Origin of the sequence: Acidiphilium sp. PA (genome assembly GCF_026191915.1) — a bacterium.
Classification (GTDB): domain Bacteria; phylum Pseudomonadota; class Alphaproteobacteria; order Acetobacterales; family Acetobacteraceae; genus Acidiphilium.
The window spans coordinates 1-25,615 of sequence record NZ_JAIMBY010000003.1 but is presented as its reverse complement, the minus strand read 5'-3'; the positions used below and the strand labels follow the sequence as shown (position 1 = coordinate 25,615).

Here is a 25,615-nt window from a genome sequence, read left to right as displayed (position 1 = left end):
CAATGGTCAGCCTCTCCTGGCACGCCCCGGCTGTCCTTGCCGCCATGCTGTTGATCATCGGCCTGATCGGCCTGCTCGCCCGCCGCAGCCTGATCTTCGTGCTGATGTCGATCGAAATCATGCTGAACGCCACCGGCCTGCTGTTCATCACCGCCGGCATGCGCTGGGGCAACCCGCAGGGCCAGATCATGTTCATCTTCGTGATCAACCTCGCTGGCGCCGAGCTCGCCCTCGGCCTGATCCTGCTGCTCCGCCTGCGCAACCTCCTCACCACGCTCGACGGCGATGCCGCCAACCGCCTGCGGGATGTCGAGGCATGAACCATCTCCTCTGGCTGGTCCCCGCAAGCCCACTCCTCGGCGCCGTCATCCTCGGCCTGTGCGGCACAATGCTGCCAGCCCGCGCCACAGCCCTCATCGGCACCGCAAGCGTCGGCATCGCCGCCCTCATCGCAATCCTGATCGGGCTCCACTGGTATGCAGCCGCACCGCCATCGCACATCTTCATCCAACATCTCTGGACCTGGCTGACCCTGCCCGGCCTCACGGTCGATATCGGCCTCTATCTCGATCCCGTCTCCCTGCTGATGATGCTCGTCATCACCATCATCGGCACGCTGATCCATCTGTTCTCGACCGCCTATATGGCGGGGGAGGACGGCTACAGCCGCTATTTCGCCTATCTCAACCTGTTCGTCGCCGCGATGCTGCTGCTGATCCTGGCAAGCGATCTGCTGGTCCTGTTCGTCGGCTGGGAAGGCGTCGGCGTCTGCAGCTACCTGCTGGTCGGCTTCTGGTTTCAGGACGCCGCCAACGGCTATGCCGCGCGCAAATCCTTCATCGTCACCCGCATCGCCGACATCGCGATGCTGGCCGGCATTCTGCTGCTGGCCGTCAAACTCGGCACGCTCGCGATCCAGCCGATGCTCGCGCGCGCAACCGAACTCTGGCCGCACGGTGGCACATGGCCAACCCTCGCCGCAGGCCTGCTGCTGATCGGCGGTCTCGGCAAATCCGCCCAATTCCCGTTCCAGACCTGGCTGCCCGACGCCATGGCCGGGCCAACGCCGGTCAGCGCGCTGATCCATGCCGCGACTATGGTCACCGCCGGCGTCTATCTCGTGGTGCGGCTCCACGTGCTGTACCTGCTCGCGCCGGACGTGCTGCTCACGATATCGATCGGCGCCGGCATCACCATCCTGCTCGCGGCGCTGGCCGCCCTGGTGCAGTCCGACATCAAACGCGTACTCGCCTACTCCACGATCAGCCAGATCGGCTACATGTTCCTCGCCCTCGGCGTCGGCGCCTGGTCGGCCGCGATGTTCCATTTCCTCACCCACGCCGTCTTCAAGGCGCTGCTGTTCCTCTCGGCCGGCGCCATCGCCATGCGGCTCGACCATGAGCAGGACATCTTCAAAATGGGCGGCCTGCGCACAAGCCTCCCGCTCGCCTTCTGGAGCTTCCTGATCGGCGCCGCCTCGCTCGCCGCGGTGCCGATCGTCAGCGCAGGCTCGTTCAGCAAGGAAATGATCCTCGGCGCCGTCTGGTTCGCCCCCGGCATCGGCCCCGGCTTATGGGCGGCCGGGCTGCTCGGCGCGCTGATCACCGCGACCTATAGTTTCCGGGTGGTCTTCCTGGTGTTTTTCGGCCCGACCCATACCCCGGTCACCGGCCGGTCCGGCGCGCCGATCGCCGTACCGCTCGTGCTGCTCGCCGCCGGATCGCTGCTGATCGGCTGGCTCGAAACACCGTCGTTCCTCGGCGGCGATCGTCTGGTGATGACCCTGCTGCACCCCGTGCTCGGCAGCCCCGCATCCCGATCGGCGTTGACGATCCTGATCGAGGCCGCCGGTTTCATCGTCCCGCTGCTCGGCATCGCCATCGCCTACACGCTGTATCGCAGCGGCCATTGGCAGCGCGCCGCCGCCGCCCAACCGGGCGCGCTCCGCCGCCTGCTGCGCTCTGGTTTCGGTTTCGATGCGCTCTATGAAATCCTGCTGGTCCGCCCGTTCATGGCGCTGGTGGGCGCGCTCCGGCACGACCCGGTCGACCATGTCGTTACCCTGATCAGCGCCACGACGCTGCAGCTGCACCAGACCCTCCGCCGCAGCCAGATCGGCCAGCTCCGCCGCTACGCTGCCTGGCTGATGGCCGGCTCGATCGCAACCATCGCCCTGTTGGTGTTCGCATGATCCTGGCCTGGCTCCTGATCATCCCCCTGCTCGGCGGCCTGCTTGCCTGGCCGGCCGACCGCATCGCCCCGATGCTGCCGCGCGCCATCAGCCTCGCCACCCTGCTGCTCGAACTCGCCCTCATCCTGCCCCTGGTCCATGGTTCGGGCACCGCCATCCTCAGCACACCCAGCCCGATCCAATCGGGCCACTGGCTCGCCACCTTCGACGCACGCTGGATTCCCACCTTCGGCATCGGCATCCGCCTCGATCTCGATGGGTTGAGCTGGCTGCTGATCGTGCTGACCATCCTCATCGGCCTGTTCGCCGTCATCGTGTCCTGGCGCGAGATCGATCACGGCACCGGCTTTTTCCATGCCAACCTGCTATGGTCCCTGGCCGGATCAATCGGCGTGTTCCTCGCGCTCGATCTATTCCTGTTCTTCTTCTTCTGGGAAGTGATGCTGGTGCCGATGTATTTCATCATCGCCATCTGGGGCCACGAACACCGCCGCCGCGCCGCGATCAAATTCTTCCTGTTCACCCAGGGCAGCGGGCTGCTGATGCTGCTATCGATCCTGGCGCTCGCCTTCCGCCACCAGCAGCAGACCGGCGTGCTGACCTTCGATTATGTCGCCCTGCTGGCCAGCCAGCCGACCGGCCGCCTCGGCATGCTCATCATGCTCGGCTTCTTCATCGCCTTTCTGGTGAAACTGCCCTCGTTCCCGGTGCACAGCTGGCTGCCGGACACGCATACCCAAGCCCCCACCGCCGGCTCCGTCATCCTTGCCAGCATCCTGCTGAAAACCGCCGGCTACGGGCTGATGCGCTTCGCCGTGCCACTGTTCGTCACCGTCGCGCATCACATCGCCCCCCTGGCGATGGCGCTCGGCACGATCAGTATTTTCTATGGCGCCATCCTTGCCTACGGCCAGTCGGATCTGAAAAAACTGGTCGCCTATTCCAGCATCGGCCACATGGGCTTCGTGCTGATCGGCATCTACAGTTTCAACGCCATCGCCTGGCAGGGCGCGGTGATCCTGATGATCGCGCACGGCGTCAGCACCGGGGCGCTGTTCATCACGGTCGGCAGCATCCAGCACCGCCTGCACACCCGCGACCTCACGCGGATGGGCGGGCTCTGGACCGACCTGCCCCGCCTGTCCTCGTTCGGCACGTTCTTCGTCATCGCCTCGATGGGTCTGCCTGGCCTTGCGAATTTCGTGGGCGAGTTCCTCATCCTGCGCGGCGTCTATGCAGCGTCTCCCGCCATCGCCGTCCTCGCCGCGATCGGCCTGATCCCGGCAGCGCTCTATTCCCTGATCGCGATCCAGCGCGCCTTTCACGGCGGGGCGAGTGCCGCGCGCCACACGCATGATCTCAGCGCGCGCGAAACCGCCCTGATGCTCGCGCTGGGCACCGCCGTCATCTGGCTCGGCGTCGATCCCCAGCCGGTCCTGAAAATCGCCGCACCCAGCATCGCTGCACTTCTGCCGATCACCCATGCCGCGGCAATCCCCGCCACTAGGCGCGGCACATGATCACCCCGATGCAGGCCGCCGCCCCGTTGGTCGTCCTCGGCCTCACCGTCACCGCGATGCTCACCGCACTCGCGATCCGCCGCTCCTTCGCCACCACAACGATCATCGCCGCAACCGGCCTCTTCCTTGCCGCCGCCGGCATCCCCTGGGCGCTCGCCGCCCGTGCCAGCCCGTCCCCAAGCCTGTTCAATCTCACCCCGGATGCGCTCGGCTTCGCCGGGCTGATCCTGCTCGCCGGCCTGGCCACCCTGACCTTCGCGACACTCTATCTGACCCGCGACCTTGCATTGCCGCGCGAGGAATATCCACTGCTCCTCGTGCTCGCGACGCTCGGTGCCGTCACCATGGCGACCAGCGCCGGGTTCATCACCCTGTTTCTCGGCCTCGAGACCATGACGATCGCGATGATCGGCATGATCGCCTACCCGCGCGACCGACCGGAGGCCGAGGAAGCCGCGCTGAAATACCTGGTACTGTCCGGCATGTCTTCGGCGCTCGTGCTGTTCGGCATCGGCCTCGCCGCTCTCGCCACCGGCCATCTCACCTACGCCCCGCTGCTGGCCGCCGGCCCGAACCCCATCGTCCTGACCGCCCTGGCGCTGATCGGCGCCGGCGCCGGGTTCAAACTGTCGGTGGTCCCCTTCCACCTCTGGGTACCCGACATCTACGCCGGCGCACCGGCGCCCAGCGCCGCCTATGTCGCGGTCATCCCCAAAATCGCGGTGATCGCCGTCATCCTGCACCTGCTCGCGATGCCGGGCAGCGCCGTCTCGCCCCTCCTCGCCAGCGCGGTTGCGGTCGTGGCCATCCTGTCGATGCTGGTGGGTAACCTGCTCGCCCTGATGCAGGAAAACCTCAAGCGTGTGCTCGGCTATTCCTCGATCGCGCATCTCGGCTACCTGCTGGTCGCCCTGCTCGCGGCAGGCTCCATCGGCCGTGCCGGCGTGATCTTCTATCTCGTGACCTACACGATCACCGTGATCGGCGCATTCGGCGTCATCGGCGTCCTGTCGCGCGCCGGCTCAGCGCGCGATGCGGATCGGATCGACGATCTGCACGGTCTGTTCTGGCACCGCCCGCTGCTTGCCACCGTCATGACGCTGATCCTGCTCTCGCTTGCCGGCATCCCGCCTGCGATCGGCTTCATGGCCAAGCTCTACATCATGGCCGCCGGCGTCAGCGCCGATCTGCGCGTGCTCACCGCGACGCTGGTGCTGAGCAGCGTGATCGGCCTGTTCTATTATCTGCGAATCATCATGGTGATGGCGCTGAAGCCTGCCGACCGCACCGAACCCGCGACCGGCACGCTCGCCATTCCGCTCGGCGGCTGGCTCACCATGGCCAGCCTCGGGGCCCTGATTCTCGGCTTCGGCATCGCGCCGCAATCATTGATGTCGCTGCTGCACGCCGTGTTCAAATGACCACGGCACACCGCCGCGGCGGCGCTCAGCGAAGCGTACGATTGGGTGCGATCAGGCGGATTTTATGCGCAACCGGCGCTTCCGCGACCTCGGTGCCGCCACTGTTGGCATAGACCAACCCGTTGGATTGTTTGGGATAGATAAATCCGTAGGTGGGATAGGTGGACCCGAACCGGCCGTCCCCGATAGACACCTGAACCTCCGACCAGTTGTTGTTCGGTGACACATCGATCACCGGCACGTCGTGACTGACCTGGTCCGGCACCCAGTTCGCCTGGTTGACCAGAATTTCCCGGCTGTTGATCACCCGGGCGACCACGGCGACATGACCCATCGGTATCCGACGGCTCGAGCGGAAGTTGAGCACCGCGCCCGCCTCCGGCCGCTCGCCTCGGCCATACCGCCCCGCCGCCTCGGCCCACCACAGGAAGGCATCGCCGGTCAGATCGATATGCGACACGTCGCGCGCATAGGGCACACACCACAGATAATCGGCGCGGCGGACGTAATGATACAGGGCATGATGCACCACGTAGCCATGCCGGTAATCCGGGCGCCGCGCCGCTACCCGGCGATAGACGGCATGATGATAAGCGGCCACGCGAACTTCAGGATGGCGGACGATATCGTGCCGGATCACCGCATGATGTTCGACGATGTGACGCAGGACCGGCCGCCGGATAGAAACCTTGTGGCTCACGGCGCGGTCATGAAACACCGCTTTATGGGCTACGACCGGGCGATGGGGCGCGACGTGGATGGTTTTATGGGTGGAATTCGCATGACTGATTTGTGAGAAACCAAACAGGGCAGAAAGGCATCCAAAAATACGGACCGCGCCTTTGATCTTATTGCCACCCTGCCTCATGCCCTGCTCGTCCCCAATCCGTCCCGAAACCAGTTCTTACGCAGCAAAACGCCCGCCAAACAAGCCCTTAACCCGGAATGTTCCGGTACAATTTTAACAAAACCCGCTGTTTTCAACGCAGCGACTCTATCTCCGACCCACTCGACATCTGCATTCTTGTTACGGGGGCACTGCAAAATCTGCAACCCTCGATGCTGACAAAAATGTCACGAGGTAGAAAATTCTAATCTTCCACCGTCTCGATTGGCGTAAATTAAGATCAATTTCCTAAAATTTTATTAAGGGCTGCGCATTATGTGCTGATCGGAAAACTCAGCGGCACGCCGTCACCATGATCTCGACCAGATACCGCGGATCGGCCAGTTTCGCTTCCACACAGGCCCGCGCCGGCGCACCACCCGCGGGCAGCCACGCGCTCCACACCGCATTGAGTGCCGCGCGATCATCGATCGATTTCAACCAGATCTGCGCCTGCAGCAGGCGGGTCTTGTCCGTCCCGTGCAATTCCAGCAGCGCGTCGATCTGATCGAGCACATTCCGCGTCTGCGCCGCCACATCGCCTTCCAGATCGGTCGCGACCACGCCCTGCGTATAGATGAAGCCGTGATATTCGACGACTTTCGCGAGAACGTCGTTGGCTTCGGTGCGAATGATACGGCTCATCACGGATCCTCCTGATTGAGCCCGCCTTGTATCGAACCGCCGCGCCGTCACGCAACCCATGGTCGCACGATTGCGCTGGACAAACGCCAGACTCAGTCCCTATTCTGCAACCTAGGCGCGATATTTTTCCGAAAGGTCCGGCGCGATTGTGGGAGAAACTGCTACGCGGCATCCGCAAGGCCCCGGACCACGATTTCCCGGAAGCGCCCACGCGGCCAGCCCGCAAAGGCTTCGCCGAACGTGACCAGTTCGATGCGGCCAGCACGGCCGCGCTGCCCTTCGCCAGCACCGGACCCCACGGCCACCGCGGCCGCATGCGCGACAAACTGCTCGACCGCGGCGCCGACGCCCTGGCCGACTACGAATTGCTCGAAATGCTGCTGTTCCTCGCCTTCAAGAAGGGCGACACCAAACCGCTCGCCAAATCGCTGATCAACCGGTTCGGCTCCTACGCCGGCGTCCTCGCCGCGCCGATCGAGTCGCTGTTCGCGCACGAGGGCGTCGGCATCCACAGCGTCGCCGCCATCAAACTTATCCACGCCTCGGCACTCCGCCTCGCCCGCACCGAGCTTGCCGACCAGCCGGTGCTGAACAATTGGGACCGGCTGATCGACTACCTGACCATCGCCATGGCGCGCGAATCCATCGAACAATTCCGCGTCCTCTATCTCGACAACCGCAACCGCCTGATCGCTGATGAAATCGCCTCGCGCGGCACGGTCAATCACACGCAGGTCTACGTCCGCGAACTGGTCACCCGCGCCTTGCAGAACCATGCGACCGCCCTGATCCTGGTGCACAACCACCCAAGCGGCGACCCCACCCCCTCGCGCGACGATATCGAAATGACCAAGGAAATCCAGCGCGCCATCGCCCTGCTCGAAGTGACGCTGCACGACCACATCATCATCGGCAAAGGCGCGTGGCTCAGTTTCCGCCGCGAAGGCCTGTTGCGCGCCGCATGAGCATCGCCCGGGTCCAGACCTTCTCGTTCTCCGGCATCGAAGCCCTGCCGGTCGAGGTCCAGGTGCAGATCGCCCCCGGCCTGCCGCTGTTCCTGATCGTCGGCCTCGCCGACAAAGCCGTCGGTGAATCGCGGGAACGGGTGCGCGCGGCGCTGACCGCCATGGGCCTCGCCCTGCCGCCCAAACGCATCCTGGTCAACCTCGCCCCCGCCGACCTGCTCAAGGAAGGCAGCCATTTCGACCTGCCGATCGCCCTCGGCGTGCTCACCGCGATGGACATCCTGCCCGCCGAGGAAATGGCCCGCTTCGCAGCCCTCGGTGAACTATCGCTCGATGGCCGCCTCGCCCCGGTCGCTGGCGTCCTGCCCGCGGCCATCGCCGCCGGGGCGCGCGACCTCGGCCTGATCTGCCCGGAATCCCAGGGTGCCGAAGCCGGCTGGGCCGGCGAAATCGGCGTGCTGGCACCGCCCGACCTGCTGTCGCTGATCAATCACTTCAAAGGCGACGGCATCCTCACCCCGCCGCCGCGCGGCACGCTCGACCGCACCGACGACGGCCCCGACCTCGCCGATGTCCGCGGCATGGCCACCGCCCGGCGCGCCGTTGAAATCGCGGCCGCCGGCGGTCATAACCTGCTGATGATCGGCCCGCCCGGCGGCGGCAAATCCATGCTCGCCGCGCGCATCCCCGGCCTGCTGCCGGACCTCACGCCGCGCGAGGCGCTCGAGGTCAGCATGGTTCACAGCGTCGCCGGCATGCTGAACGAAGGCAGGCTCGTCACCCGCCCGCCGTTCCGCGAACCGCACCATTCCGCCAGCATGGCGGCGATCGCCGGCGGCGGCAATCGCGCCAAACCCGGCGAAATCTCGCTCGCCCATCGCGGCATCCTGTTCCTCGACGAATTTCCCGAATTCCCCCGCGCCGCGCTCGAAGCCCTGCGCCAGCCCCTCGAATCCGGCCGCACCACCGTCGCCCGCGCCGCCGCCCACGTGACCTACCCCGCCCGGTTCCAACTGGTCGCCGCCATGAACCCCTGCCGCTGCGGCTACCTGTTCGACCCTGCCCGCGCCTGCGGCCGCGCACCCCGCTGCGGCGAAGACTACCAGAGCAAGATCAGCGGCCCGCTGATGGACCGGATCGACATCGTGATCGAAATCAGCCCGGTCACTCCGGCCGAGCTGCTGCACGCACCGCCCGGCGAACCAACCCCGCATGTCGCCGCCCGCGTTACCGCCGCGCGCGCCCTGCAGCGCGCCCGCTACGGCGATACCGCCGCCAACAACGCCGAAGCCGCCGGCGATGCGATCGATCTGATGCCGGATGCCAAAGCCTTCGTCGAACAGGCCGCCGAAAAACTCCGCCTCTCGGCGCGCGGCTTCACCCGCATCCTCCGCGTCGCCCGCAGCATCGCCGATCTCGCCGGCGCCCCGCTGGTCCGGCGTGCCGATATTGCCGAAGCCCTTGCCTATCGCCACCGCATCCCCGGCCGCAATCCGCTCGCCAGTCCCACCATCAAACTGGTCGCCTCGCGTGATGCCGGTTGAAAGCGCCCACTGGCAGGAGCATGTTCTTGCCATGACAAAACAGTTCCCGGCGCCTTGGATGAACCCGGCCTACAGCCTCAACCTCATGTGGCAAACCACCAGGATGACGCTCGATGCCCAGGCGATCATCGCCCTGCGCCTCGCCAAAATCGCCACCGGCGGTGCCGCCGGGCAGGCGGAAGCGAGCCTGATGGTCAATGAAAAACTCCGCGCGCTCGGCGAAAGCCAAATGATCGCGCTGCGCGCCCTCGGCACGCCGGATGGCGGCGCCGCGCGCATCACCCGCCTCTATCAGCGAAAACTCGCCGCCAACCGCAAGCGGCTCACGAAAGCCTAATCGAGCACGCTCCGGCTTGCATACATCGCGCTGATCTCGGCCTCGCCATAGCCGAGTTCGGTCAGCACCTCCTGCGTATCCGCGCCCGGCCGCGGCACGTCGCGCCGCACGCCGGGCCGCTGGCCAGCCATGCTGATCGGCAGCGCCGGCAGCCCGACCATGCGGCCATCCGGCAGGCTGACATCCACCAGTCCGCCCGAGGCCCGCAGATGCGCATCGTCGAACAATTCCACCGGCCGCGCGATCGGCGCGAACGGCAGGCCCAACCGCTCGCAGCGCGCCGCAAGCTCCGCCTTGGTGAATTGCGCGAACGCGGCGGCGATCACCGGCAGCGTGCGCGGCCGTGCCGCCCGCCGTTCCGCCTGGGTGGTCAGTTCAGGGTCGCGCGCGAGCGCCTCGAGCCCGAATTCGGTGCATAATACCTGCCATTGCGTATCGGTCACCACGCCGATGAAAATCTGCGCGTCATCGGCGGTTGCGAAAATATCATACACCGGCCAGGCGACGTCCCGCGCGCTCATCGGCTTGGGTTCGATGCCGGTGATCGCCGCCTGCGCCATATGCTGCGCCATCAGCATCGCGACCGATTCGAACAGACCCGATTGCACCAGCTGCCCCTTGCCGGTCCGCTCGCGCTCGGCCAGTGCCGCGAGCACCGCAACCGCGCCATAGGTGCCGCCCATGATGTCGATCACCGACGATCCGGCCCGCAGCGGCTGGCCGATCGGCCCGGTCATGTAGGCAAGCCCGCCCATCATCTGCACCACCTCATCGAGGGCGGTGCGATTCTCATACGGGCCGGGCAGAAACCCTTTCAGCGAACAATAGATCAACCGCGGATTGGCCGCCGCGCAATCGGCATAGCCCAGACCGAGCTTGTCGAGCGCGCCGGGCCGGAAATTCTCGGTCATCACATCGGCCCGCGCGATCAACCGCCGCGCCACATCGAGCCCCGCGGCTGATTTCAGGTCGAGCACGACGCTGCGCTTGTTGCGGCTGGTCATGGTGAAAAACCCGATGCCCGAGCCGGTCAGCCGCCGCGTGTTATCCCCCGCCGGCGCCGGTTCGATCTTCACCACATCGGCGCCGAGATCGGCCAGGATCAATCCGGTGGTCGGCCCCATCACCATATGCGCGAATTCGACGACGCGCAGCCCAGCCAGCGGGGTCGCACTCATGCGGCGCGCTGGAATATCCGGGGAATGCCGGCCTTGGCCAACTGCCCGTGCATCGCCTCATCCGGCAGTCCCTGATGCAGCAGTGCGCGCGCCGCGATCAGCCCATCGAGATCGATGCCGGTCGCAAACCCCATGCTCTCCAGCATGAAGACCAGATCCTCGGTCACGATATTGCCCGAAGCCCCCGGCGCGAACGGGCAGCCGCCCAGCCCCGCCAGAGCCGCGTCGAAATCGCGGATCCCGACCTCCAGCCCCGCCAGCGCATTGGCAATGCCGAGGCCCATGGTGTCGTGCAGATGCAGCCCGACCAGCGCAGGCCCCACCTCGGCCCGCACCGCCCGCACCACCGAGCGGATCTGCGCGGGGTTGGCATAGCCCACGGTATCGGCCAGCCCGATCTGCGACACCCCATGCGCCGCCAGCGCCGCGGCGATCCGCACCACCTCGGCCTCCGGCACCACACCATCGATCGAGCAACCGAACGCGGTCGAACACGCCACTTCCAGCTCGACCCCCGGCGCATTGTCGCGCATCCACGCGACGATCCCGCCCACCACCGCGACCTGCTCGTCCGGCGAGCGGTTCAAATTCGCCCGCGAATGCCCCTCGCTCACCGAAACCGGCACACTGACCCGGTGCGCCCCCGCCGCCACCGCCGCCTGCGCGCCGCGCAGATTGGGCGCCAGGGCGACCACGGTGAGCCCGGCGATCCCTTTGGCGAAGCGCACCACCGCATCGGTATCGGCCATCTGCGGGATCAGCCTAGCCGGCACGAAGCTGCCGACCTCGATTTCCCGCACCCCGGCCGCCGCCAGCCCAGCAATCCAGGCGCATTTTGCCTCGGTGGTCATGATGGACTTCGCCATCTGCAACCCGTCGCGCGGGCCGACCTCGCAAACCGTCACTATTTCCCTCATCGGGCCAGTTTGCCCCCGCCCGGCGAACCAGGCAAGGGCACGCGGCGCCCGCTGCCGGAACGCCGGCCGCGGTTCCTTTTGCGACCGCCCGGAGGACGCCGCGTTCAGAACTTCACCGTCACCGTGCCGTAGAACGCGCGCGGCGCACCCGGATTGGCAATGGCGTAGCCGCCGGTCGGCGTATTGAAATAGCCGCCTGCCGAGATGTACTCGGTCGCGTTATATTTCCGCCCCAGCAGGTTGGTCACAAAGAAGCTCACATCGACCTCGCCGAGCTGCGAGACATACCGGTTGAAATACGGTGTCTTCAGCGTGATCGAGGCGTTCAGCAGGTTATACGGCACGATGGCTGTATGCGTCGGCGCGCCGATCGCGTTGTTGAACAGATAGCGCTTGCCGACATACTGATCCCACAGATTGGCGCCGATCAGGTTGGTACCCGCGAACACCTGATACCGCACGCCGATATTGGCGGTATCGCGCGGCGAGGCCGGGTCCGGCAGGTTCTGATACACATTGCCCGAGGGCGCGGTGTAGGTCAGGTAGCGTGCATCGAGATAGCCAAGATTGGCGAACGCCATCCAGTGGAAATTGAAATTCGCGCGCAGGCTGGCGTTCACCCCTTGCAGGCGCCCGGAACCGAAGCCGAAAGTGGTCTGCGTCGGGTTGTTCGGGTTGGCGATGCCGACGGTTTCATCCTCGAGATCGTCGCGGAAATAGTTGATGTCGGCCGATGCGCTGTCGAGCCCGAGGAAGCCGCGCTGGAACATCCGCACACCGATTTCGTAATCGGTGCTCTTGACCGGTTTCAACGCCGGCAGGTTGATCTGATTGTTCGCGAAATTGCCGCCGGTCGGGTTCTGATAGGTCACCGCGAAATTGCCGTACAGCGTCGCCCAGGGCAGCACGTCGTAGCTCGCCCCGAGCGAGGGCTGCACCCGGTTGAAATCCTTGCTGGTGTTGGGATAGGTGTTGAACCCCGTCCCCGGCAGATTGATCGCGGCGATCGGCGATTGATTGACATAGCGGGTTTCGTAATTGACCAGCTGCACGCCCGGCACGATCCGCAGCCCCGCGATCGGTTCGATCTTGTCCTGCAAAAATGCCGCCAGGTACAGATTGTTATAGACATCGCGCGTGATCGAGGCCGGGTTCTGCCGCGTCGTGCCGAGGTTGGTGTTGTAGCCGTCGTAAATGTCATGCGTATGCGCATTGATGACATAGGCGCCGTAGCTGATCGTGTTGTATTTCAGCTTGGTATCGAAATCGAGCTTGTCGCCGATCGTATCCGAATACGGCGCATAGTATTCAGTGTCCTGCGACGACGCGCCGATGAAACCGTAGTTCAACCGGTAATGGATCACATCGCCGTGCCGGTACCAGAACAGATCATGCAGCGTGGTATTGTCGGAAAGCCGCTTGGTCAGCTTGGCGTAGCCGATGTAATCGATGATCTGGTTCTCCTTGAACCAGACATTGTTCGGCAGATCGGAATAGAACCCCGAAGTCTGCTGACTGTACAGCGGCGCGTTGGCGTTGAGCCCGCCGAGCGTGACACCCGCCTGCGGTGCGACCGGGATCTGATTCGGCCGGAACTCGCGGTTGTGGATGTAATAGCCACCCAGGCTGACGTGCCCGCCATCGAACCGCCTGGTGATCTTGAAATAGACCTGATCGTTGCGCGCCGGCCAGTCGTACGGCCCCTGGCGGAACGTGTGGTTGAAGGCGTGGTTCAACCCGATCACGCCCTCCCAGCCGTCGTGCAGCCCGGTTTGCGCGACCAGGCTGTACACCTGACTGTCGAAACTACCGTAGGAGGCCGAAGCGGTCGCGGATGCCTTAGCACTGGGCTGGACGGGAATGAAATTCACCGTCCCGCCCAGACTGTCGAACCAGCGATCACGCGGATTGCCCGGCCCGTAGATCACGTTCACACCGGCCAGCAGCGCGCCGAACGGGATCTGCACCGAATGGAACCCGGTGCCCTGGATCAGGCTGTTCAGCGGAATACCGTCGAACAGATTGGTGATGCCGTTGGTTTCGATGTCACCGGGTACCGAGTTGAACCCCACCTTGATGCCGCGGATCGAAATGGTCGACCGCGCCGTGCCCGCACTCGACGAATACCCCGAAATCACCACGCCCGGCAGGGTCGAGATTGCCTGGGTGCCCGAGGCGATCGGCGCCAGCAACTCGATCGTGCTTTTCTTTACCACCGAAACCGATTGCGCCTGCTGCTTCACCGCCTTGCGCGTCAGGACCCGATCGGCATAGCCGCCCGGCGTCGCCGCCGCGCCCTGTGCCGAAACCGTTCCGGCGTTCACCGCCTGAGCATGTCCCTGCGCCATCACCGCCAGCGCACTGGCCGCGCCCAACAGAATCGTCCGCATGCGCCGTCGTGGCGCAACCCGACCATGGTTCATTGCAAAGCATCCCTCTGTCATATACCGGCAACCATCGTTGACGACGGTCGCTCACGCTGCGGGGCGTAGCCGGAACGGCCCATGGATGGTGTTAAGATTACACGACGGTTTTGCGTCAGTTTGGCGACAGCGCAGCTCGCACTGGTCTGCCCATCCCGCCGATACCGCGCCAAAACGATTTACAGCCGCGCCGTTTTCCGACACGCTCACATGACACAGGGTTAGCGCGCGCAGGAGCAGGATCGGATGACCGCCACCAATCTCAACGACAGTCTCGGGACCTTGAGCGCCGATCAGCAGGCGATCGTCAGTTTCGAGAGCAATGCCAACCCGAACCTCACGCCGGCCAACCCCTCGTTCAACACCTATCTGCTCGGCAGCGCCGAAATCCAGACGCCGGAGGCAACCCTCCAGGCCGGCGCCACCATCACCTATGCATTCTCGCCCGGTTCCTACACCGCCGCCCAGCAGGCCGATATCGAACAGGCGATGGCGGCGTGGTCCGGCGTCTGCAACGTCACCTGGGTCTACCAGCCGAACTACGCGGCGAACCCGGCGACCGGGCTTTCGACCACCGCCGCGCTTTCGCTGATCAACATGAACAACAACCCGGGCGGCGAGTACGACCAGACGATCCGGTCCGTCCCGGCCGGGCAACCCGGCGTCTATCAATCGACCCAGGAGGAAATCGTCACCGATCTGGGCGGCAGCTACGGCACGCTCGGCGATTACGCGACCGGCGGCTACGGCCAGGGCGCGATCCTGCACGAACTCGGCCATGTGCTCGGCCTGGGTCACACCGGCGCCTATAACGGCGGGGGCGCCGATGCAGCACAGACCAACGCCTACGACACCCGCGCATGGTCCGTGATGTCCTATGTCGATCCCAATGATCCGGCGGCGAAATACTACGCCCAATCGGCAACGCCGGGCGCCGATTACAACGGCAACACCGGCACCGGCCCGATGGGGCTCGACATCTATGCCGTGCAGCGCCTGTACGGTGCGCCGACCAGCACCATGTTCGCCGGCGGCCAGATTTTCGGCTTCAACAGCAACATCACCTACACCACGCCCGCCGGCACCAGGGCCGCCGTCGAGATGTACAATTTCGCGGTCAATACCAACCCGGTCATCACGCTCTACGACTACGGCACCGGCAACACGCTCGACCTGTCCGGCTACAGCAGCAACGACCGCGTCAACCTCAACCCCGGTTCGTTCAGCAGCGTGAACGGCTATGTCGATAACATCTTCATCGAATACGGCACCGCGATCGACCGGTTCATCGCGGGCAGCGGCAACGACGTCATTTTCGTCAACAGCCAGGCCGACACGATCATCGGCGGGTCCGGCAACGACATCGTCACCTTCGCCGACCCGTTCGCCGATTATTCGTTCAGCCGCAGCGGCGGGTCTCTCGATGTGTCAGGCCTCGGCGTGACCGATACGCTCAGCGGCGTCACCACCTTGCAGTTCAGCGACCGCTCGGTGCTCGCCGCCACCCTCGCCTGCTTCGCTGCTGCCACGCGCATCGCAACCGAAGCCGGGCCGGTCGCGGTCGAACAGCTCGCCATCGGCGATCGCGTCGTGCTCGCCACCGGCGGCAGCCTGCCGATCGTCTGGATCGGCCACCGCGTGGTCGATCTTGCGCATCACCCGGCACCCGACCTCGTCCAACCCATCCGCATCGAACCGGGCGCGCTCGCGGATGGCATCCCGGCGCGGCCGCTGCTGGTCTCGCCCGATCACGCCCTGTTCTGCGCGGGCCATCTGATCCCTGCTAAAGCGCTGATCAACGGCACCACCATCCGCCAAATCGAGCGGGCCAGCATCACCTATTACCATGTCGAACTGCCCCGGCACGCCGTGCTGCTCGCCGAAGCCGCACCGGCGGAAAGCTACCTCGACACCGGCAACCGCACCGGATTTTCCAATGCCAGTGGCCCGGTCGCGCTGCACCCGGCGTTCGCGCAACAGCGCCGCGAACAGTCCGGCTGCGCCCCCTTCGCCGAGGCCGGCCCGGTGGTCGAGGCGGTGCGGACCGGAATCCTCGCGCGCGCCTGCATCGTCACCACCGCCGATCCTGGCTTGGCGATCCGCCACACGGGGGGTGCGGCGATCATCGCCAGCCGCAGCGCCATCCCCGGCCACCTCACGCCCGACCCGCGCGACCGCCGCCGCCTCGGCGTGAAAATCGCCAGCCTCAGCGCCGGCGGAACCCCCATCCCGCTCGATCACCCGGCGTTGCGCCACGGCTGGCACGATCCCGAACCCGATGGCCGCTGGACCGATGGAGACGCGCTCGTACCGGCTGAACTGCTCGCAGGGGCGCGGCTTGAGGTCGGCCTTGCCGCTACTGTGCAGTATCCGGTCGAGCGGGGCGGCGAAAGGATGAAGGGCAGGGCTTCTTTTTTGTAAAAAAGAAGCAAAAAACTTTTTGACTCCGGGGCACGGGCGGTTTCACGGGCATGGGCCCAGATGAATGAAGTTTTTTTTGCTTCTTTTTTGTTCACAAAAAAGAAGGCTCTCCCCTTCCCTCCCTGCGCTTGAGCTTTCCCCCTGCGGTGTTAAACCGCTCCGCCATGACCGCGCTCACACCCCATCATCCCGCGCCGGATGCGATCAGCGCCCCGCTGGTGCTCGCCCTGCCCAAGGGCCGCATCCTGGCCGAATGCGCCCCGCTGCTGACCCGCGCCGGGATTGTGCCGGAAGCGGACTACACCGATGAAAACAGCCGGCGCCTGCGGTTTCACACCAGCGCGCCGGATCTCGATGTCATTCGCGTCCGCAGTTTCGATGTCGCCACCTTCGTCGCGTTCGGCGCGGCCGACATCGGCATCTGCGGCGGCGATGTGCTAATGGAGTTCGACTATCCGGAAATCTACGCCCCGCTCGATCTTAACATCGGCGCCTGCCGCATCGCCGTCGCCGAACCGGCCGATGAAGCCGGCACCACCGATTTCACGCGGCTGTCGCGGGTGCGGGTCGCCAGCAAATATCCCAACACGACGCGCCGGCATTTCGCCGCCCGCGGCATCCAGGCCGAGATCGTCGCGCTCAATGGCGCAATGGAACTCGCCCCCGGGCTCGGCCTGTCGCGCCTGATCGTCGATCTGGTGCAGACCGGCTCGACGCTGGTGGCCAACGGCCTGGTCGAGACCGAGGTGATCGCGCATGTCACTTCGCGCCTGATCGTCAACCGCACCGCCCTGAAAACCCGACCCGAAGCGATTTCCGGTTGGATCGCCCGGTTCCGCGCGGCGCTCGCCGCGCCATGATCAACCGGCTCACGACCACCGAGGCGGGGTTCGACGCCCGGCTCGACGCGCTGATCGCGGACCGCGCCAGCGCGACCGATGTTACGGCACCGGTCGCCGCCATCATCGCCCGCGTCCGCGCCGAGGGCGATGCCGCGCTGATCGACCTGACGGCGCGGTTCGACCGGTTCGCGCTCACCAGCGAAACCCTGCGGGTGAGCGCCGCCGCGATCGACGCGGCGGTGAACGCCCTGCCGGAAGCCCAGCGCGCCGCGATCGATCTGGCCGCAACCCGGATCGAGGCGTTCCACCGCGCGCAGCGGCCGGCCGATTTTACCTTCACCGATGCCGAAGGGGTCACGCTCGGCCTGCGCTGGGGGCCGCTCGATGCCGTCGGGCTTTACGTGCCGGGCGGCAAGGCGAGCTATCCGTCGTCCGTGCTGATGAACGCCATCCCCGCCCGTGTCGCCGGAGTGGCCCGCATCGCGATGGTGGTGCCGACGCCGGAGGGCGTGATGAACCCGCTGGTTCTCGCCGCCGCGCGCCGCGCCGGGGTGAGCGAGATTTACCGGATCGGCGGGGCGCAGGCGGTGGCGGCGCTGGCCTATGGCACCGCGACGATCGCGCCGGTCGACCGTATCGTCGGGCCGGGCAACGCCTTCGTGGCCGAGGCCAAACGCCAGGTGTTCGGCCGGGTCGGGATCGATTCGATCGCCGGCCCTTCGGAAGTGCTGATCATCGCGGATGCCGATAACGATGCCCGGCATATCGCGCTCGACCTGATCGCCCAGGCGGAACACGCCGAAGACAGCCAGTCCATCCTGGTCACCGACAGCGCCGATCTCGCCGATGCCGTGGCCGCCGCGATCGGCGCCGCGCTGGAGACCTTGCCGCGTGCCGCGATCGCCGCGGCGTCGCTGGCATCGCACGGCGCGATCATTCTGGTGCGCGACCGCGCCGAGGCGATCGCGCTGACCAACCGGATCGCGCCCGAGCATCTGCAGATCATGACGGCGGACCCGGCGGGCGATTTCGCTGAAATCCGCCATGCCGGGTCGGTGTTTCTCGGCCGGTACGCGCCCACCGCGATCGGCGATTACGCGGCGGGACCCAACCATGTGCTGCCGACCGCGGGCACGGCGCGGTTTTCTTCGGGGCTTTCGGTGTTCGATTTTCTCAAGCGGACCAGCACGACATCGCTCACCCGCGACGGGCTCGCCGCGATCGGGCCGGCGGCGGCGGTCCTGGCGGAGGCGGAGGATCTGGCGGGTCATGGCAGGTCGATCACGGCGCGGATCGGTTAGCGGCGGGGTTCGCCGGCTGCAAAACGGCGGCGCTTGCCAGCCAAGCCCGCCGCAAACCTTGACCTCGCGGCCCTCACGGCTCATGTGAGGCCCGCACGTAACGACCTTATATCGAGGATAGATGTCGAAAGAAGACATGATCGAGTTCAGCGGCACGGTCGCCGAACTGCTTCCCAACGCCATGTTCCGCGTCAAGCTGGACAATGAGCACGTCATTCTGGCGCACACCAGCGGCAAGATGCGCAAGAACCGGATTCGTGTCCTGGCCGGCGACCGGGTTAATGTCGAGATGACGCCCTACGACCTCACCAAGGGCCGGATCACGTTCCGATTCAAGTAACGCGCCTGATCCTCGCCTCGTCGAGCCCGCGCCGGCGCGACCTGCTCGCCCAGATCGGCATTATTCCGCACGCCATCGTCAGCCCCGAAATCGATGAAACGCCGTTGCGCGATGAGACGCCACGGGCGCTCGCCGCGCGACTCGCCCGCGCCAAGCTGGCGGCGGTGCCGCTTGAGGATGCGTTCATCATCGCGGCGGATACCGTGGTCGGGCTGGGCAGCCGCGTTTTGCCGAAAGCCGAGACCGAGGCCGAGGCGCGCGCCTGCCTCCTTCGCCTCGCCGGGAGGCGGCACAAGGTTTATTCCGCCGTTGCGGTGCGCGCGCCGGATGGGCGGATCGCCGCCCGCACCGTCGCGACGGTGGTGGCGTTCGCGCGGATCGAACCCGCCGCGATCGAGGCGTATCTGGCGAGCGGCGAATGGCAGGGCAAGGCCGGGGGTTATGCCATCCAGGGGCGGGCGGCGGGGTTTGTCGATTTTCTGTCGGGTTCCTATTCCGGCGTGGTCGGGCTGCCGCTGCACGAGACGCTGAACCTGCTGCGCGGTCTGGGCTGGCGGGCGGCATGATCCTCGCGACCCTGCGGGCGGGCGTGGTGCATCTGGCGCTGCTCGAAGACATGGTGCTGGCGGATTACACGATCTGGCGGCCGGACGCGCCGGATGGCGTGGGCGATCGCTATACCGGGCGGATCACCGCGCGGGCCCATGCGCTTGGCGGGGTGTTCGTCGATCTGGGTGACACGGTCGGCTTTCTGCCGGACAGCGCCGGCGGCAGGGCGCGGGGCGAAGGGGATCTGGTCGATGTGCGGATCACCCGCGCGGCGCAGGGCGGCAAGGGGCCGCGGCTGGTGCTGGCGGGCGGTGAGGCGGGCGGCAAGGTGGGGCTGCGCGCGCCTGGGTCCGGGCCGATCGGGGATTTCCGGGCGCGGCACCCTGATGCGCCGATTCTGGCGGACCGTTTCGAACTGGTTGCCCGGCTGCGGTCGGATTTTGACGGGGTCGAGCACCGGCCGGATTGTTTCGCGCCGATCGAGGATGAGGTGGCGGCGCTGGCCGAGCCGGTCGCGGCACTGGCGCATGGGGCGCGGGCGATTTTCAGCCCGACGCCGGCGTTGACCGCGATCGATATCGATGGCGGGGCGGCGAGCGGTGCGCGGGGGGAGAAAGCCGGGGAACAGGCGCGGCTCAACCGCGCGATCATCCCGGGCCTCGCGCGTCAGATCCGGTTGCGCAATCTGGGTGGGGCGATCCTGATCGATTTTGCCGGGATGAAGGCGAGCGCGCGGCCGAGCCTGGCCCCTGATCTGACGGCGGCGCTGGCGCGCGACCCGTTGAAACCGCGGCTGCTTGGTTTTACGTCACTGGGGTTCGCGGAGGTGCTGCGCCCGCGCATCCGCCCGCCTTTGCATGAGAGCCTGCCATGACAGCCAAGCCCTGCCCGATCTGCGGCAAACCCAGCATTCCCGACCAGGCGCCGTTCTGTTCGCGCCGGTGCCGCACGGTCGATCTCGGGCGGTGGTTCGGCGAGGATTACAAGGTCTCGACCGAGGAACCGGCGGCCGAGGAGGGCGAATAGGCTTCGAGCCGGGCGAGGGTTGCCGGCACGTCGGCCACGATTTCGAACAGGTCGCGGGCCGAGGGTTTTGCGAAGCCGGCGGTGATGACGGCATCGAGCAGGGCAGCGACCTGGGTTGCCCAGCCGAGGATGTCGATCAGGATGATCGGCTTGGCGTGGCGTTCGAGCTGTTTCCAGGTGAGGATTTCCATCAGCTCGTCGAGCGTGCCGAGGCCGCCGGGCAGGACCACGAAGGCATCGGCCCGGGCGAACATGCGGCGTTTGCGGGTGTGCATCGAGTCGGTGACGATCAGTTCCGACAGGCCGGGGAACTCGATTTCGCGGGCGCGCAGGAAATCGGGGATGATGCCGGTGACATGGCCGCCGGCACCGCGCGCCGCACCGGCGACCGCGCCCATCAGGCCGACATTGCCGCCGCCGAACACGAGTTTCATGCCGTGCCGGGCGATGCCTTCACCGAGGGCGTGGGCCGCCGCCAGATAATCGGGGGACATGCCCGGGGATGATCCGCAAAATACCGTGACCGAAATGTGACTCATATTCCAGAATTGCCTCATGAACCTATCGAGAAGCTCAACTTCGTGGCAGGGTAATCAAATCGAAGCAAGTTATTGGCAAAGTCATTTTCATGGCACTCGACGCACAACATACGGACGGCGATAAATCGGCTCGGCCTGCGGTTCCCGGATGGCTCGCGCCTGCGGCGATCGGCGGGCTGGGGGTGGCGGCGTTGCTGGGTCTGGTGTTCCTGGGCGGCAAGCAGCATTTCGAACCGACCAAGCCGATTGCGCCGGCGGCGCAGACCACGGTGAGTACGCCGGCGAAGCCGAGCGGTCCGAGTTTCGATACCGTGCGGGTCGATGCGGGGGGGAATGCGGTGATCGCGGGGCATGCGACGCCGGGCGCGACGGTGACCATTACGGCCAATGGCAAGACGATCGGCACGGCGAAGGCGGATGATACCGGCAGTTTCGCGTTCGTGACCTCGGTGCCGTTGCCGGCGGGCGGGCAGCAACTGGCTTTGTCCGAGCTCTCGAAAAATGGCCAGCAACTCGCGAGCGCGCGCGACGTGACCGTTTCGGTGCCGAACGCACCGAACGAAGGGGCTCTCGCGGTGCTGGGCGGGACCGGCAAGACGCCGTCGCAGGTGTTGAGCGGACAAGGGCCGAAACCGGGGACGCTGGGTCTTGGTTCGGTCGATTACGACGGTTCGGGCAAAGCGGTGATGGCCGGGACGGCCCAGCCGGGTGCGACGGTTTCGCTGTTCATCGGGCACACGAAGCTCGGCACCGCGGTTGCCGACCAGAAGGGCCGCTGGACCATGCGAACCAGCCACCTGCCCGCCAAGCCCGGGACGTTCCGCCTGGAAGCGACCGGGCCGCATGGCAAAAGCGTCCAGACGATGCAGACCGCCTATGCCCCGCATAAAGTCGGCAAAGTGATGCCCGGGGAGGTGGTGATCGCGCGGGGGCAGTGCCTGTGGCTGATCGCGCGCAAATTGTATGGGCATGGCGTGGATTATTCGCTGATCTACCGGGCGAATGAACGGAGCATTCGTGATCCGAACCTGATCTATCCTGGTCAGCATTTTACGGTGCCGAAGACGGCGAGCTGAGGGCGGGAGGAAGGGAAGGCTTCTTTTTTGTAAAAAAGAAGCAAAAAACTTTCTGACCCTGAGGCACGGGCGTTTTCACCGGCACGGGCCCAGATTAACAAAGTTTTTTTTGCTTCTTTTTTGTTCACAAAAAAGAAGAGCTTCCCTTGCTTCTTTGCCTTTTTCGTTATGATATCGTAACGATTTAGGCGTGCATCAGCCCCGCGGGCCTTTGCGCCACATTTTTTTGGCGTCGAACGAGGGCACGAAGGGGTGGTGCCAGGGCGGGACGGGTGGTGGGGGTGGGCCGAGGATGTCGCGCAGTTGTTCGGGGGTGAAGTCGATGCTGCCGTCGGGGTTGACTTTGTATTGGGCCATGAAGTCGGGCTGGCGCTTGGGGCGGGGGCGTTTGGGGCGGGGGGTGGCGGGGTTGGTGGGTTCGCCTGTGGGTTCGCTCCGGGGTTTTCTGGGGCGTTTGATGATTTGGGGGGGACGCAGGCCGAGCATGGTGTGGAGGGGGCGGAGGATGCGGCCGAGGCTGGGGTGGGTGGCCAGCAGGTCCAGCACGATGGGGTCTTCCATGAAGCACTGGAGATCGGCGCGGGCGGCGGCACCGGCGACGACGGTGGCGGGGCCGTTGGGCAGCAGGCGGATCAGCCAGGCGAAGCCGCGCGGCAGGGTGACGGGTGGTTTGGGTTTGGGGTTGGGTTTGCGCTCGACCGTTGAGGGAGCGCGCGGGGTTCGTGGCGGGCTGGCGGCGATTTTGGCGAAGCGGGCGATCTGGCGGGCGAGGTAGTTCCAGATCAGGACGATGAGCGGGCCGTGGATTTTGAGGCGGTAGCCGTTGTCCGCGACCGAGCGCTGCAGGGCGCGGAAGATCACCGTGAAGCGCTCGGTCGGATCGGCAGGCATGAACGGCGCGTTTGCGATCATGGGTAAGTGTAAACCATGATTGGTGGGGGGTGAGAAAGCGTTTTGTTAGGGGTGCGTTAGAATTTGGGTTGTGGGGTGTGGTGGAGCTGGATTGCCGCGCTGCGCTCGCAATGACGGGATGGGGTTGGGGGCTTGGTGCAAGACCGTAGAGGTGATGCGTGATTTAAGTGGTGGGGTGCGGAAGAGCACCCCACCCTTGGCTCGCTTCTGCTATCGTTTTAGCCGCACGGTCGTGAAAAAATAACCGAAAAACTTTTGTTGGTTTGGTGGTTGCCGTGGCGCGGTAAAGCGGCGAGGTTGCAGGTATGTCACAGACCGATCCGCTTGCTGATTATCTGGATTCATTGAGCCTGGTTCGCAGTTTGAATGCGGGAACGCCGGAGACTTCGTATTATCCGGCGTTGTCATCGTTGTTCAATGCGGTTGGCAAGACGCTGTCGCCTCCGGTGTTCTGCCTTAGTCATGTTTCGGGCAAGCGGGCGGGGATTCCGGATTTCGGGTTGTTCGAGCGACCGAACCGGCTGAAGCGCGGCGAGACGCCGGAGTGGCGGGAGGGCGTGCCGCCTGACCGCGGGGTGATCGAGGTCAAGGGGATTGATCAGACCATCGATCGGCTGGTGGCGTCGGACCAGGTGCAACGGCAGTATCTGCCGGCGTTCGGGTTAGTGCTGGTGACGAATTTGTTTCAGTTTCGGCTGATCAGCCGGGACGGGGTGATCGATCGGTTCGATCTCGCGGATACGGCGGCGGATTTCATCGCGCTGCTGCATGGCGTGCGGCCGAAGGCGTTGGGGATACGGTTCACCGATTTTATCAGCCGCTGCCTGCTGACCGCGGCGCCGTTGGCGACGCCGGCGCAGCTTGCGTTTTTTCTGGCCTCCTATGCGCGGGATTCGCTGGCGCTGCTCGACGAGCGGGCGGCGCTGCCGGCTTTGGCTTCGCTGCGGCAGAGCATGGAGCAGACGCTGGAGTTGAGTTTCGATGCGAAGGAGGGCGAGCATTTGTTTCGCTCCACGCTGGTGCAGACGTTGTTTTATGGGTTGTTTTCGGCCTGGATTGTCGAGGCGCGGGCGGGGCGGGCGGGGCGGTTCGACTGGCGTTCGGCGCAATGGTCGCTGACGGTGCCGATTGCGCGGTTTTTGTTCCAGCAGGTGGCCACGCCGGAGGCGCTGGCGCCGCTGGGGATTGTGGGGTTGCTGGACGCGGCGGCGGGGGCGCTGGCGCGGGTGGACAAGCCAGCGTTTTTCACCGCGTTTCGCGAGACCGAGGCGGTGCAGTATTTTTATGAGCCGTTTTTGGAATATTTCGATCCGCAACTGCGGCGGGATTTGGGGGTTTGGTACACGCCGCCGGAGATTGTGACCTATATGGTCGAGCGGGTGGATCGGCTGTTGCGGAGCGAGTTGGGGATTGCCGACGGGTTGGCCGATGAGAGCGTGGTGGTGCTGGACCCGTGTTGCGGGACCGGGAGTTTTCTGGTCGCGGTGCTGGCGCGGATACGGCGAACCCTTGAGGGCAAGGGGCTGGGGTCGCTGGTGGGCGCGGAGTTGAAGCGGGCGGCGATGACGCGGGTGCATGGGTTCGAGATTATGACGGCACCCTTGGTGATTGCGCATTGGCAGATCGGCGAGGCGCTGGCGGAGGCGGGTGCGCCGTTGGGGATGGCGGAACGGGCTTCGGTGTTTTTGACCAATGCGCTGACCGGGTGGTCCGAGAGCGGGGAGAAGCCGCCGATACCGGGGTTCGAGATGCTGACGCAGGAGCGGAGTGCGGCGCGGGTGGTGAAGCGGGCGGCACCGATATTGGTGGTGCTGGGGAACCCGCCATACAATGCGTATGCGGGGACGGCGCCTGAGGCGGAGGGTGATCTGGTCACGCCCTATAAGGCCGGATTGCAGAGCGAGTGGGGGGTGAAGAAGTTCAACCTCGATGATCTGTATGTGCGGTTTTTCCGGATTGCGGAGCGGCGGATTGCGGAGGGGGCGGTTGGTGCAGCGGGTGCGCCACGGCGCGGCATTGTTGCGTATATTTCGAATTATTCGTGGCTGTCGGGTGCGTCGTTCGTGGTGATGCGCAAGCGGTTGCTGGAGTCGTTCGATCGGATTTGGATCGATAATTTGAATGGGGATAGCCGTGAGACGGGCAAGGTGACGCCTGAGGGCGAGCCTGATCCATCGGTGTTTTCGACTGAGCGTAATCGCGAGGGGATAAGGGTCGGGACGGCGATTGCGATGCTTGTGCGCACGGGGGCGCGGTCGTGAAGGAAGCCGTTGTCAAGTTTCGCGAATTCTGGGGCGTCGATAAACGCGCGGCGCTGATCGAATCGCTCGATGCCCATGATTTCGACGCGGGTTATGAGGTTCTCAATCCGAAGGCGTCCAACAAGTTTTTGCTTCGGTCGGGGACGGCTTTGGCAGATTATGAGGGATGGCCGGCGCTCTCTGATCTAGTGCACTGACTCATTCGGATGGTTCAGGGATTTGAGCGAGCTTTTCGAAGATTGAGGCTGGGGTTGCGGTCCAGAGGAATGGCTTGGAATTCTTGTTGTGCGCCTTGATGTAGCGCTTGATAGCGTCTTCGAG

At 65.4% G+C, this 25,615-nt stretch carries 25 protein-coding genes; 18 read left to right on the top strand and 7 right to left on the bottom strand.

Annotated elements, in window-relative coordinates:
- The first annotated feature begins 2 nt into the window (after positions 1-2).
- From nuoK to AruPA_RS06240, 4 genes are read left to right on the top strand one after another with little or no spacing between them, the layout of a single operon-like run.
- Positions 3-320, top strand: a complete 318-nt coding sequence (gene nuoK / locus AruPA_RS06255; RefSeq protein WP_265635793.1) for an NADH-quinone oxidoreductase subunit NuoK — start codon at positions 3-5, stop codon at positions 318-320.
- Entirely contained in the window at positions 317-2,191 is a 1,875-nt protein-coding gene (gene nuoL / locus AruPA_RS06250) for an NADH-quinone oxidoreductase subunit L (protein ID WP_265635792.1), read from the top strand. The genes nuoK and nuoL overlap by 4 nt, the downstream gene beginning before the upstream one ends.
- Complete coding sequence (locus AruPA_RS06245; RefSeq protein ID WP_265635791.1) at positions 2,188-3,711, top strand: NuoM family protein; 1,524 nt, start codon at positions 2,188-2,190, stop codon at positions 3,709-3,711. The genes nuoL and AruPA_RS06245 overlap by 4 nt, the downstream gene beginning before the upstream one ends.
- Positions 3,708-5,132: an NADH-quinone oxidoreductase subunit N gene (locus AruPA_RS06240; protein WP_265635790.1), complete on the top strand. Its 1,425-nt coding sequence runs from the start codon at positions 3,708-3,710 to the stop codon at positions 5,130-5,132. The genes AruPA_RS06245 and AruPA_RS06240 overlap by 4 nt, the downstream gene beginning before the upstream one ends.
- Positions 5,133-5,157: 25 nt before the next feature.
- Here AruPA_RS06240 and AruPA_RS06235 read toward each other — a convergent pair whose 3' ends face one another.
- On the bottom strand, positions 5,158-5,733 hold the full coding sequence (locus tag AruPA_RS06235; RefSeq protein WP_265635789.1) for a CHAP domain-containing protein: 576 nt from the start codon (positions 5,731-5,733) through the stop codon (positions 5,158-5,160).
- A 12-nt stretch (positions 5,734-5,745) separates the two neighbouring features.
- Between AruPA_RS06235 and AruPA_RS06230 the strand changes: the two genes are divergently transcribed.
- The gene (locus tag AruPA_RS06230) at positions 5,746-5,928 is read left to right on the top strand and encodes a hypothetical protein (RefSeq protein WP_265635788.1); all 183 of its coding nucleotides are present in this window, start codon (positions 5,746-5,748) and stop codon (positions 5,926-5,928) included.
- Between the two features lie 384 nt (positions 5,929-6,312).
- On the opposite strand, the gene AruPA_RS06225 is transcribed toward AruPA_RS06230, so the two are convergent.
- Complete coding sequence (locus AruPA_RS06225) at positions 6,313-6,663, bottom strand: RidA family protein (protein ID WP_265635787.1); 351 nt, start codon at positions 6,661-6,663, stop codon at positions 6,313-6,315.
- Between the two features lie 146 nt (positions 6,664-6,809).
- Here AruPA_RS06225 and radC point away from each other — a divergent pair, with 146 nt between their 5' ends.
- Genes radC through AruPA_RS06210 form a run of 3 tightly spaced genes read left to right on the top strand, consistent with a single transcriptional unit; the run spans position 6,810 to position 9,509 of the window.
- Positions 6,810-7,628, top strand: a complete 819-nt coding sequence (radC, locus tag AruPA_RS06220; protein WP_265635786.1) for a DNA repair protein RadC — start codon at positions 6,810-6,812, stop codon at positions 7,626-7,628.
- On the top strand, positions 7,625-9,172 hold the full coding sequence (locus tag AruPA_RS06215) for a YifB family Mg chelatase-like AAA ATPase (RefSeq protein WP_265635785.1): 1,548 nt from the start codon (positions 7,625-7,627) through the stop codon (positions 9,170-9,172). Before radC ends, AruPA_RS06215 begins: the two co-directional genes overlap by 4 nt.
- Before the next feature lie 31 nt (positions 9,173-9,203).
- Positions 9,204-9,509, top strand: coding sequence for a hypothetical protein (locus AruPA_RS06210; RefSeq protein ID WP_265635784.1), 306 nt, complete (start codon positions 9,204-9,206; stop codon positions 9,507-9,509).
- Here the strand turns inward: AruPA_RS06210 and AruPA_RS06205 are convergent.
- From AruPA_RS06205 to AruPA_RS06195, 3 genes are all read right to left on the bottom strand, one after another.
- Entirely contained in the window at positions 9,506-10,687 is a 1,182-nt protein-coding gene (locus AruPA_RS06205) for a CaiB/BaiF CoA-transferase family protein (protein ID WP_265635783.1), read from the bottom strand. The genes AruPA_RS06210 and AruPA_RS06205 overlap by 4 nt on opposite strands.
- Positions 10,684-11,592: a hydroxymethylglutaryl-CoA lyase gene (locus AruPA_RS06200; RefSeq protein WP_265635782.1), complete on the bottom strand. Its 909-nt coding sequence runs from the start codon at positions 11,590-11,592 to the stop codon at positions 10,684-10,686. Before AruPA_RS06200 ends, AruPA_RS06205 begins: the two co-directional genes overlap by 4 nt.
- A 116-nt stretch (positions 11,593-11,708) precedes the next feature.
- Positions 11,709-13,994, bottom strand: coding sequence for a TonB-dependent receptor (locus AruPA_RS06195; protein ID WP_265635781.1), 2,286 nt, complete (start codon positions 13,992-13,994; stop codon positions 11,709-11,711).
- Between the two features lie 279 nt (positions 13,995-14,273).
- Here AruPA_RS06195 and AruPA_RS06190 point away from each other — a divergent pair, with 279 nt between their 5' ends.
- The 7 genes from AruPA_RS06190 to AruPA_RS06160 all read left to right on the top strand — a co-directional run bounded on the left by AruPA_RS06190 (position 14,274) and on the right by AruPA_RS06160 (position 20,506).
- Positions 14,274-16,448, top strand: coding sequence for a Hint domain-containing protein (locus AruPA_RS06190; protein WP_265635780.1), 2,175 nt, complete (start codon positions 14,274-14,276; stop codon positions 16,446-16,448).
- Positions 16,449-16,612: 164 nt separating this feature from the next.
- Positions 16,613-17,308 (top strand): ATP phosphoribosyltransferase, encoded by a 696-nt coding sequence (gene hisG / locus AruPA_RS06185; protein WP_265635779.1) that lies wholly within the window; start codon positions 16,613-16,615, stop codon positions 17,306-17,308.
- The gene (hisD, locus tag AruPA_RS06180) at positions 17,305-18,591 is read left to right on the top strand and encodes a histidinol dehydrogenase (protein WP_265635778.1); all 1,287 of its coding nucleotides are present in this window, start codon (positions 17,305-17,307) and stop codon (positions 18,589-18,591) included. Before hisG ends, hisD begins: the two co-directional genes overlap by 4 nt.
- Positions 18,592-18,712: 121 nt before the next feature.
- Positions 18,713-18,931 (top strand): translation initiation factor IF-1, encoded by a 219-nt coding sequence (gene infA, locus AruPA_RS06175; protein ID WP_029311525.1) that lies wholly within the window; start codon positions 18,713-18,715, stop codon positions 18,929-18,931.
- Complete coding sequence (locus tag AruPA_RS06170) at positions 18,922-19,497, top strand: nucleoside triphosphate pyrophosphatase (RefSeq protein ID WP_265636033.1); 576 nt, start codon at positions 18,922-18,924, stop codon at positions 19,495-19,497. Before infA ends, AruPA_RS06170 begins: the two co-directional genes overlap by 10 nt.
- On the top strand, positions 19,494-20,354 hold the full coding sequence (locus AruPA_RS06165) for a ribonuclease E/G (protein ID WP_265635777.1): 861 nt from the start codon (positions 19,494-19,496) through the stop codon (positions 20,352-20,354). Before AruPA_RS06170 ends, AruPA_RS06165 begins: the two co-directional genes overlap by 4 nt.
- Positions 20,351-20,506, top strand: coding sequence for a DNA gyrase inhibitor YacG (locus AruPA_RS06160; protein ID WP_265635776.1), 156 nt, complete (start codon positions 20,351-20,353; stop codon positions 20,504-20,506). Before AruPA_RS06165 ends, AruPA_RS06160 begins: the two co-directional genes overlap by 4 nt.
- Here the strand turns inward: AruPA_RS06160 and AruPA_RS06155 are convergent.
- Complete coding sequence (locus AruPA_RS06155; protein WP_265635775.1) at positions 20,461-21,045, bottom strand: TIGR00730 family Rossman fold protein; 585 nt, start codon at positions 21,043-21,045, stop codon at positions 20,461-20,463. The two genes, AruPA_RS06160 and AruPA_RS06155, sit on opposite strands and share 46 nt — an antisense overlap.
- 89 nt (positions 21,046-21,134) lie before the next feature.
- Between AruPA_RS06155 and AruPA_RS06150 the strand changes: the two genes are divergently transcribed.
- Positions 21,135-22,121: an Ig-like domain-containing protein gene (locus tag AruPA_RS06150; protein WP_265635774.1), complete on the top strand. Its 987-nt coding sequence runs from the start codon at positions 21,135-21,137 to the stop codon at positions 22,119-22,121.
- Positions 22,122-22,316: 195 nt separating this feature from the next.
- Here the strand turns inward: AruPA_RS06150 and AruPA_RS06145 are convergent, their stop codons facing one another.
- The gene (locus AruPA_RS06145) at positions 22,317-23,033 is read right to left on the bottom strand and encodes a hypothetical protein (protein WP_265635773.1); all 717 of its coding nucleotides are present in this window, start codon (positions 23,031-23,033) and stop codon (positions 22,317-22,319) included.
- A 305-nt stretch (positions 23,034-23,338) separates the two neighbouring features.
- Here AruPA_RS06145 and AruPA_RS06140 point away from each other — a divergent pair, with 305 nt between their 5' ends.
- Both AruPA_RS06140 and AruPA_RS06135 read left to right on the top strand, forming a co-directional pair.
- Positions 23,339-25,294 (top strand): N-6 DNA methylase, encoded by a 1,956-nt coding sequence (locus tag AruPA_RS06140; protein WP_265635772.1) that lies wholly within the window; start codon positions 23,339-23,341, stop codon positions 25,292-25,294.
- A complete protein-coding gene (locus AruPA_RS06135) occupies positions 25,291-25,491 on the top strand; it encodes a hypothetical protein (protein ID WP_265635771.1) in 201 nt (66 codons plus the stop codon). Before AruPA_RS06140 ends, AruPA_RS06135 begins: the two co-directional genes overlap by 4 nt.
- Positions 25,492-25,615: the final 124 nt, after the last annotated feature.

Coding starts and splice junctions, on each gene's coding strand:
- nuoK (WP_265635793.1), top strand. CDS start 3: ATGGTCAGCCTCTCCTGGCACGCCCCGGCTGTCCTTGCCGCCATGCTG.
- nuoL (WP_265635792.1), top strand. CDS start 317: ATGAACCATCTCCTCTGGCTGGTCCCCGCAAGCCCACTCCTCGGCGCC.
- AruPA_RS06245 (WP_265635791.1), top strand. CDS start 2,188: ATGATCCTGGCCTGGCTCCTGATCATCCCCCTGCTCGGCGGCCTGCTT.
- AruPA_RS06240 (WP_265635790.1), top strand. CDS start 3,708: ATGATCACCCCGATGCAGGCCGCCGCCCCGTTGGTCGTCCTCGGCCTC.
- AruPA_RS06230 (WP_265635788.1), top strand. CDS start 5,746: ATGGCGGACGATATCGTGCCGGATCACCGCATGATGTTCGACGATGTG.
- AruPA_RS06225 (WP_265635787.1), bottom strand. CDS start 6,663: ATGAGCCGTATCATTCGCACCGAAGCCAACGACGTTCTCGCGAAAGTC.
- AruPA_RS06215 (WP_265635785.1), top strand. CDS start 7,625: ATGAGCATCGCCCGGGTCCAGACCTTCTCGTTCTCCGGCATCGAAGCC.
- AruPA_RS06210 (WP_265635784.1), top strand. CDS start 9,204: ATGACAAAACAGTTCCCGGCGCCTTGGATGAACCCGGCCTACAGCCTC.
- AruPA_RS06205 (WP_265635783.1), bottom strand. CDS start 10,687: ATGAGTGCGACCCCGCTGGCTGGGCTGCGCGTCGTCGAATTCGCGCAT.
- AruPA_RS06195 (WP_265635781.1), bottom strand. CDS start 13,994: ATGCGGACGATTCTGTTGGGCGCGGCCAGTGCGCTGGCGGTGATGGCG.
- AruPA_RS06190 (WP_265635780.1), top strand. CDS start 14,274: ATGACCGCCACCAATCTCAACGACAGTCTCGGGACCTTGAGCGCCGAT.
- hisG (WP_265635779.1), top strand. CDS start 16,613: ATGACCGCGCTCACACCCCATCATCCCGCGCCGGATGCGATCAGCGCC.
- hisD (WP_265635778.1), top strand. CDS start 17,305: ATGATCAACCGGCTCACGACCACCGAGGCGGGGTTCGACGCCCGGCTC.
- infA (WP_029311525.1), top strand. CDS start 18,713: ATGTCGAAAGAAGACATGATCGAGTTCAGCGGCACGGTCGCCGAACTG.
- AruPA_RS06165 (WP_265635777.1), top strand. CDS start 19,494: ATGATCCTCGCGACCCTGCGGGCGGGCGTGGTGCATCTGGCGCTGCTC.
- AruPA_RS06160 (WP_265635776.1), top strand. CDS start 20,351: ATGACAGCCAAGCCCTGCCCGATCTGCGGCAAACCCAGCATTCCCGAC.
- AruPA_RS06155 (WP_265635775.1), bottom strand. CDS start 21,045: ATGAGTCACATTTCGGTCACGGTATTTTGCGGATCATCCCCGGGCATG.
- AruPA_RS06150 (WP_265635774.1), top strand. CDS start 21,135: ATGGCACTCGACGCACAACATACGGACGGCGATAAATCGGCTCGGCCT.
- AruPA_RS06145 (WP_265635773.1), bottom strand. CDS start 23,033: ATGATCGCAAACGCGCCGTTCATGCCTGCCGATCCGACCGAGCGCTTC.
- AruPA_RS06140 (WP_265635772.1), top strand. CDS start 23,339: ATGTCACAGACCGATCCGCTTGCTGATTATCTGGATTCATTGAGCCTG.